The sequence below is a fragment of the Streptomyces sp. genome (genome assembly GCF_050698815.1).
Classification (GTDB): domain Bacteria; phylum Actinomycetota; class Actinomycetes; order Streptomycetales; family Streptomycetaceae; genus Streptomyces.
The window spans coordinates 1-13,720 of the sequence record NZ_JBOHCV010000244.1; the positions used below are offsets into that span (position 1 = coordinate 1).

15 protein-coding genes, 1 tRNA gene and 1 pseudogene are annotated in these 13,720 nt (G+C 69.8%); 9 read left to right on the plus strand and 8 right to left on the minus strand.

Features of this window, described 5'->3' with window-relative positions; translation table 11 throughout:
- The first annotated feature begins 40 nt into the window (after positions 1–40).
- A tRNA-Tyr gene (locus ACRDP3_RS08965) sits at positions 41–122 on the plus strand.
- A 338-nt stretch (positions 123–460) separates the two neighbouring features.
- On the opposite strand, the gene ACRDP3_RS08970 is transcribed toward ACRDP3_RS08965, so the two are convergent.
- Positions 461–1,459, minus strand: a complete 999-nt coding sequence (locus ACRDP3_RS08970) for a hypothetical protein (protein ID WP_431516340.1) — start codon at positions 1,457–1,459, stop codon at positions 461–463.
- A gap of 347 nt (positions 1,460–1,806) precedes the next feature.
- On the opposite strand from ACRDP3_RS08970, the gene ACRDP3_RS08975 reads away from it, so the two are divergent.
- Together ACRDP3_RS08975 and ACRDP3_RS08980 are read left to right on the plus strand one after the other, a co-directional pair.
- Positions 1,807–2,142, plus strand: coding sequence for an ArsR/SmtB family transcription factor (locus tag ACRDP3_RS08975; RefSeq protein ID WP_431516326.1), 336 nt, complete (start codon positions 1,807–1,809; stop codon positions 2,140–2,142).
- 1 nt (position 2,143) lies between these two features.
- Positions 2,144–2,851 (plus strand): cation transporter, encoded by a 708-nt coding sequence (locus ACRDP3_RS08980; protein ID WP_431516327.1) that lies wholly within the window; start codon positions 2,144–2,146, stop codon positions 2,849–2,851.
- Positions 2,852–2,936: 85 nt separating this feature from the next.
- Here the strand turns inward: ACRDP3_RS08980 and ACRDP3_RS08985 are convergent, their stop codons facing one another.
- Complete coding sequence (locus tag ACRDP3_RS08985; protein ID WP_431516328.1) at positions 2,937–3,533, minus strand: hypothetical protein; 597 nt, start codon at positions 3,531–3,533, stop codon at positions 2,937–2,939.
- A 573-nt stretch (positions 3,534–4,106) separates the two neighbouring features.
- On the opposite strand from ACRDP3_RS08985, the gene ACRDP3_RS08990 reads away from it, so the two are divergent.
- Together ACRDP3_RS08990 and ACRDP3_RS08995 are read left to right on the plus strand one after the other, a co-directional pair.
- Positions 4,107–4,547 carry a subtilase-type protease inhibitor gene (locus tag ACRDP3_RS08990; protein ID WP_431516329.1) on the plus strand — a complete coding sequence of 147 codons (441 nt, stop codon included), beginning with the start codon at positions 4,107–4,109 and terminating at the stop codon, positions 4,545–4,547.
- Between the two features lie 130 nt (positions 4,548–4,677).
- Positions 4,678–6,057 carry a phytase gene (locus ACRDP3_RS08995; protein WP_431516330.1) on the plus strand — a complete coding sequence of 460 codons (1,380 nt, stop codon included), beginning with the start codon at positions 4,678–4,680 and terminating at the stop codon, positions 6,055–6,057.
- Positions 6,058–6,139: 82 nt separating this feature from the next.
- Here ACRDP3_RS08995 and ACRDP3_RS09000 read toward each other — a convergent pair whose 3' ends face one another.
- Both ACRDP3_RS09000 and ACRDP3_RS09005 read right to left on the minus strand, forming a co-directional pair.
- Positions 6,140–6,412, minus strand: a complete 273-nt coding sequence (locus ACRDP3_RS09000; RefSeq protein WP_431516331.1) for a DUF397 domain-containing protein — start codon at positions 6,410–6,412, stop codon at positions 6,140–6,142.
- The gene (locus tag ACRDP3_RS09005) at positions 6,409–7,251 is read right to left on the minus strand and encodes a helix-turn-helix domain-containing protein (protein WP_431516332.1); all 843 of its coding nucleotides are present in this window, start codon (positions 7,249–7,251) and stop codon (positions 6,409–6,411) included. Before ACRDP3_RS09005 ends, ACRDP3_RS09000 begins: the two co-directional genes overlap by 4 nt.
- 292 nt (positions 7,252–7,543) lie before the next feature.
- Here ACRDP3_RS09005 and ACRDP3_RS09010 point away from each other — a divergent pair, with 292 nt between their 5' ends.
- Positions 7,544–8,011: an ATP-binding protein gene (locus ACRDP3_RS09010; RefSeq protein WP_431516333.1), complete on the plus strand. Its 468-nt coding sequence runs from the start codon at positions 7,544–7,546 to the stop codon at positions 8,009–8,011.
- Positions 8,012–8,305: 294 nt separating this feature from the next.
- On the plus strand, positions 8,306–9,400 hold the full coding sequence (locus ACRDP3_RS09015; protein ID WP_431516334.1) for a peptidoglycan recognition protein family protein: 1,095 nt from the start codon (positions 8,306–8,308) through the stop codon (positions 9,398–9,400).
- Between the two features lie 116 nt (positions 9,401–9,516).
- On the opposite strand, the gene ACRDP3_RS09020 is transcribed toward ACRDP3_RS09015, so the two are convergent.
- Together ACRDP3_RS09020 and ACRDP3_RS09025 are read right to left on the minus strand one after the other, a co-directional pair.
- Positions 9,517–9,759: a hypothetical protein gene (locus ACRDP3_RS09020; protein WP_431516335.1), complete on the minus strand. Its 243-nt coding sequence runs from the start codon at positions 9,757–9,759 to the stop codon at positions 9,517–9,519.
- Between the two features lie 333 nt (positions 9,760–10,092).
- On the minus strand, positions 10,093–10,536 hold the full coding sequence (locus tag ACRDP3_RS09025) for a DUF7144 family membrane protein (protein ID WP_431516336.1): 444 nt from the start codon (positions 10,534–10,536) through the stop codon (positions 10,093–10,095).
- Positions 10,537–10,769: 233 nt separating this feature from the next.
- On the opposite strand from ACRDP3_RS09025, the gene ACRDP3_RS09030 reads away from it, so the two are divergent.
- Both ACRDP3_RS09030 and ACRDP3_RS09035 read left to right on the plus strand, forming a co-directional pair.
- Positions 10,770–11,405, plus strand: coding sequence for a GAP family protein (locus tag ACRDP3_RS09030; RefSeq protein WP_431516337.1), 636 nt, complete (start codon positions 10,770–10,772; stop codon positions 11,403–11,405).
- 184 nt (positions 11,406–11,589) lie between these two features.
- Positions 11,590–12,546, plus strand: a complete 957-nt coding sequence (locus tag ACRDP3_RS09035) for a YihY/virulence factor BrkB family protein (RefSeq protein ID WP_431516338.1) — start codon at positions 11,590–11,592, stop codon at positions 12,544–12,546.
- Here the strand turns inward: ACRDP3_RS09035 and ACRDP3_RS09040 are convergent.
- Together ACRDP3_RS09040 and ACRDP3_RS09045 are read right to left on the minus strand one after the other, a co-directional pair.
- Positions 12,512–13,201, minus strand: coding sequence for an SDR family oxidoreductase (locus ACRDP3_RS09040; RefSeq protein WP_431516339.1), 690 nt, complete (start codon positions 13,199–13,201; stop codon positions 12,512–12,514). The two genes, ACRDP3_RS09035 and ACRDP3_RS09040, sit on opposite strands and share 35 nt — an antisense overlap.
- Before the next feature lie 116 nt (positions 13,202–13,317).
- Positions 13,318–13,720: pseudogene (locus tag ACRDP3_RS09045) on the minus strand (hydrolase); the annotation flags it as partial.

The window sequence follows — 13,720 nt, forward strand, 5'->3', positions numbered from 1 at the left end:
CGCGGAGCACCGCCCTGAGCGGGTCCGGGCAGCAATCCCAGGCGGTGTGCCCGAGTGGCCAAAGGGAGCAGACTGTAAATCTGCCGGCTCAGCCTTCCCAGGTTCGAATCCTGGCGCCGCCACAGGAACGCAAAGGGCCCCTGACCTGCGTAAACGCAGGCAGGGGCCTTCTGCTGTGCAGGGTGCCGTAAGTGCACAGTCTCCCTGTGCGCCGTTGGATCACGCTCTCTACCAGGCTCTCTGGACGAGACGTGGACGGGATTGCTGGCCTCCACCTGCGGTTATGGGGCAACCGTGGGGCCGACTCAGCCGTCAGCGCGACGGTGAGGGCCATGGGCTAGGGGAGTCGCGGGGCCGGACGGTCGGGGATGGCACAGTTCGCAAGCTGGTCTGCTGTAGGCCACCGGCCAGGAGGCGGGGCGTGACGGGCGACCCCGGCATCGGCGGAGGCGGGGCCGTGTCACCCGCCTCCGTCACCGCCTCCGTCTCCGCCTCCGTCTCCGCCTCCGTCACCACTTCCATCACCGCCTCCGCCTCCGTCACCGCCGCCCCAGCCATCGCCACGGCTGCCCGGGCCGGAGTCGTCGGGACCCGTGCCCACGCCAGTGAACCAGGACTCCTCCCACACGACCGGATCCCGGGCGTCCGGCAGAGGAGTGCGCGACCCGAACCGGACGGTGCCAGTGCCCGTGCCGAGGCCGAAGGCAACCGCGAGAGTGTGGGCCACAACGGCGTCGAGCGGGTCGGGGGTGGCGTTCGCGAACTCCACGGTCGCCAACGGCAGCAGCAGGGGTTTCTCGTACGTGGTGATCGGATCGGGCCGGGTCAGCCGTGCGACCAGTAGCCCGTTGCAGGTCAGGTCCGAGCTGCGCCCGCGGTGACGTCTCAACTCCCAGCGCCGACACGGGATCTCGACGCTCACGTAGCCTCCCAGCGAGTCCAACCACGGGCGGCGGCTGACGGCCAGCGAGGCCCACTCGTCGCTGACGGTCATCACCAAGCCCCGTGACGGGTCCCGCCGGTCAAGGGACACGCCGTACGGCGCCCGTATGCGTACGGCCGGGACCCCCTCCGCCAGCACGTCGACCCGTACAGAACGCCGGTCCACCGCCACCATGACAGAGCCGGTGGGCCCGTAAGCGAAGCGCCGCGCGATCCAGAGCGGGACGCCGTCCTCCGCAGCCCGCTGAGCTGCGCGAGCAACCTCCTCCGGACCGCCGCACTGCTGCACCGCGAACTGCCCCAGCGTCGCTGCGAACTCGGCTGCCCGGCGCACCCGTATCGGCTTGGCCGACCCGGATACGCGGGTCACCGGCACAATGCCGTGAGCCGTCGGGAGGTGCCACAGCGGACGCTCTGTGCCGCCACCGCCCAGCCACTTACCCCGCAGGAACGCATCGGCCATGGCCAGCAAATGCAACTCCTCCATGCCGGTGGGCCGAAAGCCGATCAACAACACCTCTGGGTCAAGCCGTACCGTGGCAGCAAACGGGTTCCGGGACCTCTCCTCGTACATGGCTTTGCCCATGGCGCTCCCCCTCTTGAGACCCCTCATCTCTTCGACATCCCGCAACGGCCCATGGTTGCGCCCGGCAAGGCACGGGAGTGTCTTAAGGGAGAGTGCAGCTTGAACGCAGCCGCCGTTGGGCTCACCCGAGGAGGACAGCCACGAGCGTCACGGTCAGTGAGAGCGTGCCGAGCGTCCAGAACGAACAACCGCTGCGCGGATTCCTTCCCCGCACGTAGTGCCCCTTGACCCCACGGGTCAGCGTACCGTGAATTCACGAATGCGTGTACTGTCGCGGAATGCTGTCCATCGTTCCCGAGGTCGAGGTGCTGTCCCGTTTCGGCCGCGCGCTCGCCGATCCGATCCGCTGCCGGTTGCTACTCGCCCTGCGGGAGGCCCCGGCTCATCCGTCCGATCTGGCGGACGCTCTGGGGATCTCTCGTACGCGGCTGTCCAACCATCTGGCCTGTCTCCGTGACTGCGGACTGGTCGTCGCTGTGCCGGTTGGCCGGCGGACCCGCTACGAACTCGCCGATCTCCGCCTGGGGCACGCGCTGGACGATTTGCGAACAGCGGTGGTGGCAGTGGAGGCGGGTCGTACCTGTCCCGATGCCGATGAGAAGGTCTGCTGCTGACATGGCCGCGATATCGCTCGGCCCGTCCCCGGATCGCCGCGAAACGCTGAGTCGCCGTATCCGGATGCTGGTAGCGGCCACCATCACCTACAACATCATCGAAGCGGTCGTGGCCATCACGGCCGGCAGCCTGGCCTCGTCCACCGCGCTGATCGGCTTTGGCCTGGATTCCGTCATCGAGGTCTCTTCGGCTGCCGCGGTCGCCTGGCAGTTCTCTGCCCGCGACCACTCCGTACGCGAGGCAAGAGAGCAGCGGGCCCTGCGGATCATCGCGCTCTCCTTCTTCGCGCTCGCCGCCTACGTCGCCGTCGACGCCATCCGCGCCCTCCTGGGCACCTCGGACGCAGACCGATCAATCCCCGGCATTGTCCTCGCCGCCTTGTCGCTGGCGGTCATGCCGTTCCTCTCCGCCGCGCAGCGCCGCGCCGGCCGTGAACTCGGCTCCGCCTCAGTCGTAGCCGACTCCAAGCAGACCCTGCTGTGCACCTACCTCTCCGGGGTGCTGCTGATCGGCTTGCTGGCCAACGCGACCGTGGGCTGGGCCTGGGCAGACCCCGTCGCGGCACTGATCATCGCTGCCGTCGCGGTAAAGGAAGGCCGCGACGCATGGCAGGGCAAGGGATGCTGCGCCGTACCAACGACCCACGCGGCACCAGCTTCCAAGCCGGCTGCCTGCGGCTGCGCCCCGGGATGCGACTGCTGCACCTGAACGAGCGGGCCGAGGTCGGTCACCGTTGGCCATCCTTCGACGGCCCTTCGACGGCCCAGGCAATCGTGAGTGCCGTGGTCTCCAACTACCGGGACTGAAATTGATCAAGGACGCGTTGATGAGTGACCGGATCCACTTTCCGCTCACTCATAGCTCTCTGTACGAGTTGAAGGTCTGCACCGTGGAGCCGCATGTGCTCGATGAGCGGCTCGTACCGCTCGGGACGGTCTCGCACAAGCTCAGAGACCAATCGCAGCTCTAGGCCGACCACGGGAGCGACGTGTTTGCCGAAGCTGACCGGAACGAAGTGCTCCCAAGGGCCTCTCCCCACGCACTCGAACGTGTCAGTGTCGGCCGGCCACTCGATGGTGCTGATCTCCACTTGGATCTCATCCACCTCAAACCGTGCGAAATACTGCCGAGCCTCGGAAAGCCAAGCTGGCGAGTCCAGGCACCGGAACCCAGACAACGCGGCTGCAATCGTGTCGACATCGCCTCGCCGGGGCACGAGGACGTCCACATCGCCGACGGGAAGTCGGACGCCCTGCGCCAACGCGGCGCCGGTGCCGACCAGTCGGTATTCGAGTCCTGCGGCGTCCGGGTCGACGTGGTCAAGAACTAGCGTGAGGACTCGTTGCAGCTCGGCCAAATCGTGCAGCGTCCTAGCTCTGTTCCGCACCATCGTTCGATTGTGCACGGTCCGCTGGGGCGGCGGAGCGGCTTTGAGCTGGAGCTCCTTGGGGCCAGAGATCAGTGGCTGTTCGTAAGCTGTCGCGACTCGGGCAGCATCTCGCCTGCCGGCCGCGACGCGGGCCGAAGGCAGGAGCGGAGACGCAGCCGCGAGCCCCGAGCGACAGCAACGGGCGCGCTCTTCCCACGCCTCTTCGCGAAGACGTCGATCACGGCCAAGCGGGCAGCCGGATTGCGGTCCGTCCACTGATACGGGGGCATCAGATGCTCCCGGTGCTCCCGGAAGCGGCGCTTTTCGGTCGAGATGCGTCGACCAGGAAGCGCGTCAAGCAACATCGTCGCAGGTCAGAAAGATGTATCGGATTAAACCACAACCACTTTGTCCACATGATGGACAGGCGGTCGATGACTTGGCGCCGGCTCCGACCTGGCCCGATCCGCAATCGGCCAACACTCGGTAAGCGATCCGGGACCGAAAGCGATCGATCGATGTGCGTCCGCGCCGGGCTTGCGCAAGAGTCCTGGGCGTCCGGTATTTGCGATCTCAAGCCAAGGAGTGTTCGGAATGCGGTACAGCATCAAGGTCCTGGGAGCGGCGGCCGCGCTCGCCGTCGGCTGTGTCACGGGCGTCGGGGGCGGTGTCGCACACGCCGACTCCGTCGGGGCGGACAGCCTCTACGCGCCGTCGGCGCTGGTCCTGACCGTCGGCAAGGGCGCGGACGCGGCGACCGCGGGGGTCGAGCGGGCCGTGGTGCTGAGCTGCGCGCCGAAAGCCGGCGGCAGCCACCCGGCCGCCGACCGTGCGTGCGCGGAAGTGCGCTCCGTCGACGGACAGTTCCAGCAGCTCGTGGCGGCCGGTGCGCCGGGAGTGGTGTGTACGAGGATCTGGGACCCGGTCGTCGTTACCGCGGACGGCGTGTGGAAGGGACAGAGGGTGTCCTGGCAGCACACCTTCGCCAATCCCTGCATGCAGAACAAGGCCGGAGGGAGCGTCTTCGCCTTCTGAGCCCTTCAGGAATCGACCCGCCGTCATCACAACGGTCATTTCCTGATCGGTTCTCAGTTGCCCGGCGGTGGAGGGGAGTTCACCACTCAGGTGCAGGTTCCCCTTCCCCCTGTTTCACCCGAGGAGAGTCGTGACACCTTCCACCGCCCGTGCCGCCCGCACCACCACTGCCCGTCCCACCGCCATCCGGAGCGCCGCCGCTCTGGCCGCCTTACTGTTCGTCACCACCGCACCGGCCGCCCTGGCCGCCGGCGCCCCGGAGCCGGTGCGGACCACGGCCGCCGTCGAGACCGCGGCCGTGCACGACGACGAGGCGGGCGGTAACGCCGACGCCGATGACCCGGCCGTCTGGGTCGACCCCGCCAACGCCGGGCGCAGCCTCGTCGTGGCCACCCTCAAGGACGCCGGTCTCGACGTGTACGGGCTGAACGGCCGCCGGCTCCAGCACATCGACGCACCGCCCGCACCCGGTGAGGGGGCGGAGGCGGGCCGGTTCAACAACGTCGACATCGTCTACGGCTTCGAGTTGGACGGCCGCAGGACCGACCTGGCCCTCGTCAGCGACCGCGGCCGGGACCGGCTGCGCGCCTATGCCATCTCTCCGGCGGCCGCGGCCGCCGGAGAGCCGCCGCTGACCGAGGTCACCGCCGCCGGCGTCGGCCCGGTCTTCGCCAAGGACGAGGCGGAGGTGGACGAGCAGCGCACCGCGTACGGACTCGCCTCGTTCAGCCACGACGGCGACGCGTACGCGGTCGTCTCGCAGCGTGAGGAGACCCGGCTCAAGCTGCTTCAGCTCAAGGACGTGAACGGCAGGATCGGCTACGCCACCGAGGACGCCGTCGACCTGCCCGGCTCGTTCAGGCTGCCGGACGGGAAACCGTGGACTCCGTGCGCGGACCCCGGCGAACGGGCCCAGGTCGAGGGGATGGCCGTCGACCAGGAGGAACGGGTGCTCTACGCGGCCCAGGAGGACGTGGGTCTGTGGCGAATCGACCTCGACGACGAGGAGTTCGGCACCCCCGCCCTGTTCGACAAGGTGCGCGAGTACGGCGTGCCGTGGACGTATGACGCCGCGAAGGAGGAGTGCGTGCTCGACACCGCGAACGACCCCGGCCACGGCGGTACGCACCTGAGCGCCGACGCCGAGGGCGTCACGGTCTACCACGCTGCCGGGGGCAAGGGCTATGTCCTCGCCTCCAGCCAGGGCGACGACACCTTCGCCGTCTACGGGCGCGACGGCCGTACCTCCTACATCGGGTCGTTCGCCGTCACGGACGGCCCGGCCGCCGACGGAGTCCAGCACTCCGACGGCGCCATGGCCCTCAACGTTCCGCTGGGCAGGACGTTCCCCAAGGGAGTGCTGGTCACTCATGACGGCGAGGCGACTCCGGCGGACGGCGAGCGGGAAGGCACGAACTTCAAGTTCGTCCGGTGGGACGGCATCGCAGCCGCCTTCCCGGAGCCGCTGATCGTCGACACGAAGTCGTTCGACCCGCGCGAAACCGACTGAAGAAGGCCTGCACGCGGCCCTGTGGGTGGGTGCGTGCGGGCGGCCTCGCGCTGACCCGGCAGGGCGCGCAGGGGCGAGGCGGTCAGCGGCTCTGCGTCGACGCGAACGTCAGGAAGGCCGACCAGGCGTCCGGGGCCAGCGCCAGTTCCGGACCCGCGGCGTCCTTGGAGTCCCGGACGCGCACGGCTACGGGGCTCATCGCCACCTCGACACACTCGCCACCCTCTTCGCTGCTGTAGCTCGATTTGTGCCACGCCATGGCGACCTCGACGCACTCGCCACCTGCCCCGCCGCTGTAACTGCTCTTCACCCACCTCTGCCGGCTGGTGGTTCGCTCGTCTGCAGCGCCTCTCATAGTTCCCCCAGCAACTTCTCGACGTACGCCATGGATTCCCGAGGCGTGAGCGCCTGTGCACGAAGAATCCCGTACTTGGCTTCCAGCCCTCGGACGGATTGCCGTTCTGTGTGCACGTGGCTCACGTTCTGCACCTCAACGTACGCGATCCTGCGCCCGTTCTTGATTTCGATCAAGGTGAAAGGGCCGGCAAGGCCAGCGTTTTCGTCCCGGTCGAGCGGCATGATCTGCACTTCCACCGTCCGCCTTTGGCCGATGAGGAGGACCTGCTCCAACTGACCGCGCAGAACATCGCGTCCACCGATCGGCCTCCGCAGAACTGACTCATCGATCACGAAGCTCATGAGCGGCATGGGGGGCCGCTCGAAGATGGTCTGGCGAGCCAGCCGGGCAGCCGCCCGCTCCTCAACCACCTCATCATCCAAGGGAGGGCGCATCATCGCGAACACCGCTCGCGCGTACTCCTCCGTCTGCAACAGCCCCGGGACGGCCTGGTTGGCGTATACGTGCAGTTCGACCGCCTCCGCCTCCAGCCTCGCCGCGTCGCGGAAGAAGGCCGGATACTGGGCCCGTTGGACCTCGTCCTTCATCTCCTGGAGGACGCCGCCCGCGTCCAGTACCTCGTCGGCCTTGTCGATGAACGTGGGCGGCGGTACGCGGCGGCCCTGCTCGTACGAGGCGATGGTCGACGGCGAATAGCCGGTCGCCGCGCCGAGATCGGGTCGTTCCAGTCCCGCCCGTACCCGGAACCTCTTGAGCTGGCGGCCGAAAACGTGCAGTACGCCCGAGCCTGGCTCGGACTCCCCCTGCGGGCCCTCGTCCGGCTGGTGTTCACTCATCTGCGCCACCTCCACCGCCGCAACGCGGCCCCGTGCGGGCCGGTCACGCCCCGCGCCTCGTACTCGTGGCGTCCACGCGCGTACCGCTACTCCGTGTAGGTGCCCACGTCCGTCACGCTACGTCAGTGTGTGTCCCTATGCCCCGGGAACAGTGCAAATGCTCACCGGTCGCCACCCGCTGGGGAGTTCGCCACGCGGCGGGCGCCTACGCCGCCGGGGGCGGGCGTACAACGCCCCTACGTACACGCGTCATTGCTGGTCAGCGACCTTTGGACTCGGCAGTCTCTGACGCATGGAACCCACCAGTCCGGCACCCGCTCCGGCCGCCGTCCGCTCTTCCGGAGCCGGCCGGGAGTTCGCGATGCGCTTCACTTCCACGCCGCGCGGGGCCCGCCTCGCGCGCCGACTCGTTTCGCACCGGCTCGACGAATGGGGCCATCCGTACGACTCAGCGGTGAACGAGACCGTCACCCTCATCGCGGCGGAGCTGACCGCCAATGCCGTACGGCACGGGCATGTCCCCGGCCGGGACTTCCATCTCCGGCTGACCTCGACCGCCGAACCCACCGTCGACGTACGCATCGAAGTGACCGACAGCCGCACCGAACGGGTGCCGCTGCTGTCCCCGCAGGAGCCGCCCGGTGACGCCGAGTCGGGCCGCGGGCTGCTGTTGGTGGCCGCGCTCGCCACCCGATGGGGCGCTGCGCCCCGGCTCGCGGCACCCGGCAAGACCGTCTGGGCGCAGCTGCGAACTCCCTGAGCGGGCCGGGTCGGCCGCTGCCACCGGGCGGACCACGGGAGGCGGGGTCCGGTTCGCTCTGCTACAGGTGATTCGTGGCCCGTGTTTCTTTCAGAACCCGGTGGAAATCCCACGGCGTTGGCCCGATGGGGTTGTCGGGTTCATGACGGGCTGTCTTAACTGGCGAGGCGCGGAACCGATGTCAGCCCGTGGAGGAGTAGGGAGAGCTGCCCTCTCCGCCACGGGTCCCCCCACGTATCGGTGACGGAACTCCGAGCGAGCGAGCCACCGGTCCTACTCCAGAAGGAGATCGAGATGGCTGCACAGCCAGGCTTCGACCGTCGCGCACTGCTGCGCGGTGGCGCGGCTGCCACCGCCGCCGGAGCGATCGGCCTGACCGCCGCCGGCACCGCGAACGCCGCCGGAACGGCCGGGTCGTACCGCTCGCGGAGCGCGGCGCCCGCCAAGGCCGCCGAGCCGCGCATCTACAGCACCGTGGAGTGGGGCGCCCGCCCGCCCTCCAGCAGCATCGTCGTCCAGAACCACGTCCCGACCTACATCGTCGTCCACCACACCGCCGGCGGGAACAGCGAGGACTACTCGCTGGAGCACGCGAAACAGATCTGCCGGAGCATCCAGAACTTCCACATGGACGTCAGAGGCTGGGCCGACAGCGGGCAGCAGTTCACCAACAGCCGCGGCGGATACATGCTCGAGGGGCGGCACAAGAGCCTGGGTGTGGTCCGCGGCGGCACCCAGCACGTGCAGGGTGCCAACGTCGGCGGCCACAACAGCGAGGTCATCGGGATCGAGAACGAGGGTCTCTACACCAGCGTGGACGTACCGCAGGCCCTGTGGGACTCCCTGGTCCAGCTGGTGGCGTGGATCGCGAGCCAGTACGGCACGGATCTGAAGAACATCAAGGGCCACCGGGACTTCAACTCCACGGAGTGCCCCGGCACCGTCCTCTACGGGCGACTGCAGGAGCTGCGGGACGCGGTGGGCAAAGCCCTCGGCGTGGCGCCCACCGGCGCGCTTCTCGCCTGGCCGCTGCTGAAGCCCGGAGCGGTCGGTCCGCAGGTGCGAGCCGCCCAGTACCTGCTGCGTGCGAAGGGTTTCGACGCCGTGCCCGTGGACGGCGTCTTCGGCATCACCACCAAGCAGGCGGTGGCCGAACTGGCCGGCCGGCACGGGATCGAACAGCACGCCTGCTCGGCCATGCACCACAGCAAGGCCGACGAGACCGGCTACCTCGGGTCCGACATCTGGCCGCTGATCACGCCCTCCGCGCGTACGGGCGGGAGCGCCGACGTCGACCAGGCCGTCCGTACGCTCCTGCGCAAGGACCGCGGCAAAGCCCCCTCGGCCGACGCGCTCACCCAGTCCGACTGGCAGCGGTTGCTGAGCTGACGCAGACGCGGCAGCCCGGCGGGTGCGGCCCCGGGACGGCCGGGGACGGCCGGGACAGCCGCGAGGACCGGTAGCGGGGCCTGCACACCCCGCACCGGTCCCCGGTCCGGCCCGGACTAGCGGCCGCCCTGCCTGCGCTCCCGCGCCAGTTCGCGCTGCTCGGACTTCTCTCTCGGCTCGTGGATCCGCTCGTACCGCTCCTTCCACGCGGGGTCCGGCTTCTCCGACTTCGGCCCGGGGTCGTGGCTCGTGACCGAGGGCGGGGTGGCGGCTTGTGCCGGGGTGCTGAGCAGGGTGACGGCGAGCGGAGCCGCGCACAGCAGCACGGGTGCGATGGAGCGCATGAGACGTTTCGACATGGCACCTCCTGGGAGATCGAGGAATGTGACGGAGCTAGCCACGACACGTGGATCGCTCGGGGACGCCCACGGCGTATAGATGTCCGTTTTATGCGTCCACCCGTGATCTGAGCACGCGCCCCACACGTCCGCAATTCAGCCGGTCCGCGCGCAGATCGCCGACGGCCCCGGCAAGCCCGCGCGGAGCGGTCGAGTTCCTGCCGGGCCGGCGCTGCCGGACGGGTGAACCGTGAGTCCTCCGCCCTCTGTGCGGTCCTCGTCGGAGCCCGGTCCCCGCACGAAACGGCCCCGGGCCGGCGAATTGCCTGGTCCGGGGCCGTTCCTGAGGGGCCGCTAGGTTCCCGTTCTCGATCGGGACCCCATGCCGGCGCAGAGCGCCCAGATGATGAAGACGTCGATCGCCAGCAGAATGACCGCCCACACCGGAGAGTGCGGCAGCCACATGAAGTTCGCCAGCATGCCCAGGCCGGCGAGCGTGATGCCGACCACGCGGGCCCACATCGCTCCGGTCGTCAGTGCCAAGCCGGCGACCACGATCACGGCGCCCAGGGTGAGATGGATCCAGCCCCAGCCCGTAAGGCTGTACTCGAACGCGTAATCCTGCGTCGAGGCGAATACGGCGTCCTCGCCCAGGGCCGCGACACCTGTGGCCACGGCGAGCAGGCCGCCGAAGATCATCAGCACGCTGGCGAGCATCGTCCAGCCGCTGACCATCATGCTCCTGCTCGGACTGCGGGCGACGGTACCCGCATGCGCTCCACTGGCATGAGTGACCATGAGGGGACCCTCCTTACTGCAACCTCTGCCTTCACCTGTTCAGGTGCTTATGCCCCAGTTTGGCACTGGTTTCGGTCGCTCGCTCGGGGAGCCGTTTTGCCTGCTCACACGGGCTGAACGGGCCCGAAGCCCCGGCGCGCGCCATCCGCCACCGGTGCGCAGACTGGTGCCGAGCCCGTCCGCCCGCTCCACGGACGACGGACGAAGGACGACGGACGACCGAAGGAATCGTCGTGACCCTCGATGTGCTGCCGCTGTCGATCACCATGCTGGCCGGACCGCAGATCATCTCGGCCATCATCTTCACCACGGCCCCACGGCCCTACCGGCTCTCCGGCGCCTTCGTCGCCGGCGTCCTGATCTCCACCGTCGCCGGTACGGCCGCGGCCTACGGGCTGGCCACCCTGATGGACCTCCAGGGCGGTCTCGGCGACTCCTCCGATCGCGGTTCCGTGGGCCGGATCATCCAGTACGCCCTGATCGCGTTGCTGGCGGGACTGGCCGTCAAGAACTATCTGGGGCGGCGGACCGCCGAGCCGCCGAAATGGCTGGGGTCGCTGCTCACCGCCGACGCCGGCCGGGCCCTGCGCACCGGGCTGCTGCTGATCGTGCTGATGCCGTCGGACGTACTGATCATGCTCACCGTGGGCATCAGTCTGCGAACCCAGGGGCCGGGCTATCTTGGGGTGCTGCCGTTCCTGGGTGCGGTGCTGCTGATCGCGGCTCTCCCGCTTCTCGCGTTCACCCTTTTCCACCCCTGGATGAAGGCGGCGATGCCGAGGGTCAGGGACTGGCTCAACTCGCACAGTTGGCTGGTCAACATTCTGTGCTGCCTGCTGTTCATCCTGATCATCCTCGGCGGCGGCTGAGCGAGGAGCGTGCACGATGTTTCCCGGGCAGCGGTCCCGGCCAGACGCCATTCGTACGACAGCGGCATATGAACGTGAACGAGACAAGGAAACCCGAGTGAGTGCGCGCGTGACCGGGCCAGAGGCAGGGGCAGTGACAGGGGCAGTGGCAGGCGCTGGGGCGGAAGTCGGGGCAGGAGCCGGGGTGCGGGCGGACGGGGAGGGCGCGAGCCGGGCCGCCGGCCCGCCCGCCACGCGGACTGCCGCCCTCCTGCCCAGCCGCGCCGACTGTGGCCGGGCCCTGCGCCGTACGCCGGTCTCCGTCTGGAACGACGACGTCATGGACTGGGCCGCCGCGCTCACCTACTACGCGGTGCTCGCGATCTTCCCCGCGCTGCTCGTCACCGTCTCGGCGATGGGCGTCGCTCCTTCGGGCGCGACGCAACAGCTGATCGACCGGGTCACCGTCGTGCTGCCCGCACAGTCCGGCGACTTCATGGCGGGCGTGCTGAAGGGCATGGCCGAACAGCACACCGCGGCCTGGCTGCTCGCGGTCTTCGGTACGGTCGGCTCACTGTGGTCCGCCTCCAGCTACCTCAGCGTCTTTCGCCGCGCCCTGCACGCGATGCACGGCGTCAAGGACCACCGCCCGCTGTGGCGGACGGCGCCGCGCATCGTTCTCACGGCCCTGGCACTGCTGGCGCTGCTCATCTCCAGCGTCTTCGTGCTGGTGCTGAGCGGCGACGTCGCCCGTGGCATCGGCGGATTCCTCGGCATGGACGAGATGGCCGCGAACGCCTGGCGGACCATGCGGTGGCCACTGCTGCTGTGCCTGGTCGCGGTGCTGGTGCTGATCCTCTTCCGGTCCGGACCGGCCGGCACGCACGGCGCGCGGAAGGGCGCGCTGGGCGGTGCGCTCGCCGTGCTGCTGTGGCTCGTCGCCTCCCTGGGCTTCGCGCTCTACGCCTCGAACGTCGGTACGTTCCACCGGCTGTACGGATCGCTCGCCGGGATCGTCGTCTTCTTCGTGTGGCTGTGGGTGTCCAACCTCGCGCTGCTCTGCGGCGCCCAGTTCAACGCCGAGCTCGCCAAGCTGCGTCGTGGCCGTGAGGAGACCGAGCCGCCCGTCAGCGCCGCGCGACCGCCCCGACAGCGTCGGTGACCGTGGGGTCGCCGGTTCCGCCGCCGACCAGCTCCAGCGTCAGCCCGGCCGTGGCCGGTTCGTCCAGCAGCGCGGCCAGCACCGCGGCCACGTCATCGCGGGTCACCTCGTCGCGCCCGGTCCGTTCGGCGAGCCGCACCCGGCCGGTGCCGGGCTCGTTCGTCAGCCGCCCCGGTCGCAGCACCGTCCAGTCGAGGGTGTCGCGGGCACGTACCGCGTCGTCGGCGGCGCCCTTGGCGCGCGAGTAGGCGGCGAAGACCGGGTCCATTCCGGGCGGCGGCTCGGTGAGGGCGGCGTCGGCGCCCATGGAGGAGACGACGATGAAACGCCGGACGCCCGCACGTTCCGCCGCGTCCGCACACAGGACGGCCGCGGCGCGGTCGACGGTCTCCTTCCGCTCCACACCGCTGCCCGGCCCCGCACCCGCGGCGAAGACCACCGCGTCGGCGCCCCGCAGACAGGCGGTGACCTCCTCGAGGGTGGCGCTCTCCAGATCGAGTACGACCGGTTCGGCGCCGGCCGCGATCAGCGCCTCCGCCTGTTCCGGCGTGCGGATGATGCCCGCGACGGAGCTTCCGTGGCTCCCGCGCCCGGCGAGCAGCCGCTCCAGCCGCAGCGCGATCTGACCGTGTCCACCAGCGATGACTGTGCGCATGCCCCGACCGTACGCCTGCCCGGCGCCGCCCCGCGCTGCCCGGCACGGACAGGCGCGCTGACCGCACGTCAGGCACGTCGGCTCAGCTCCGCGTCAGCCCTGTGTCAGCGCCTGCGTCAGCCCTGTGACTGCCGGGGCAGACCGAACTCCGACGTGCCCGTGAAGTCGCAGTACTCGCGCACCGCGCTCGTGCGTGCCACCAGCCGCCCCCGGTGCACCACGATCCGGCTGTACGCGAGGGACAGCGCCCCCGCCAGCTCCGTACCGCGCACCGCCAGCAGTTCCGCCGGGAAGCCCGCCTCCACCCGCACCTCCGGCAGGCCCATCGCCGCCCGTGCCTGGCCGCAGACCGCGTCGTAGGCGGCGGCCGGCCGGGCCTCGCCGTGCGAGGCGAGCAGATAGGCGGCCTCCAACGGGTCGCCCCTGCCGACTTCGTTGGCGGCGTCCCGCAGCGCCCCGCTGCCGGCGGCCACGGCGACACCGGCCGCGGCGAGCAGGCGTACCGGCGCGACGCGGGAG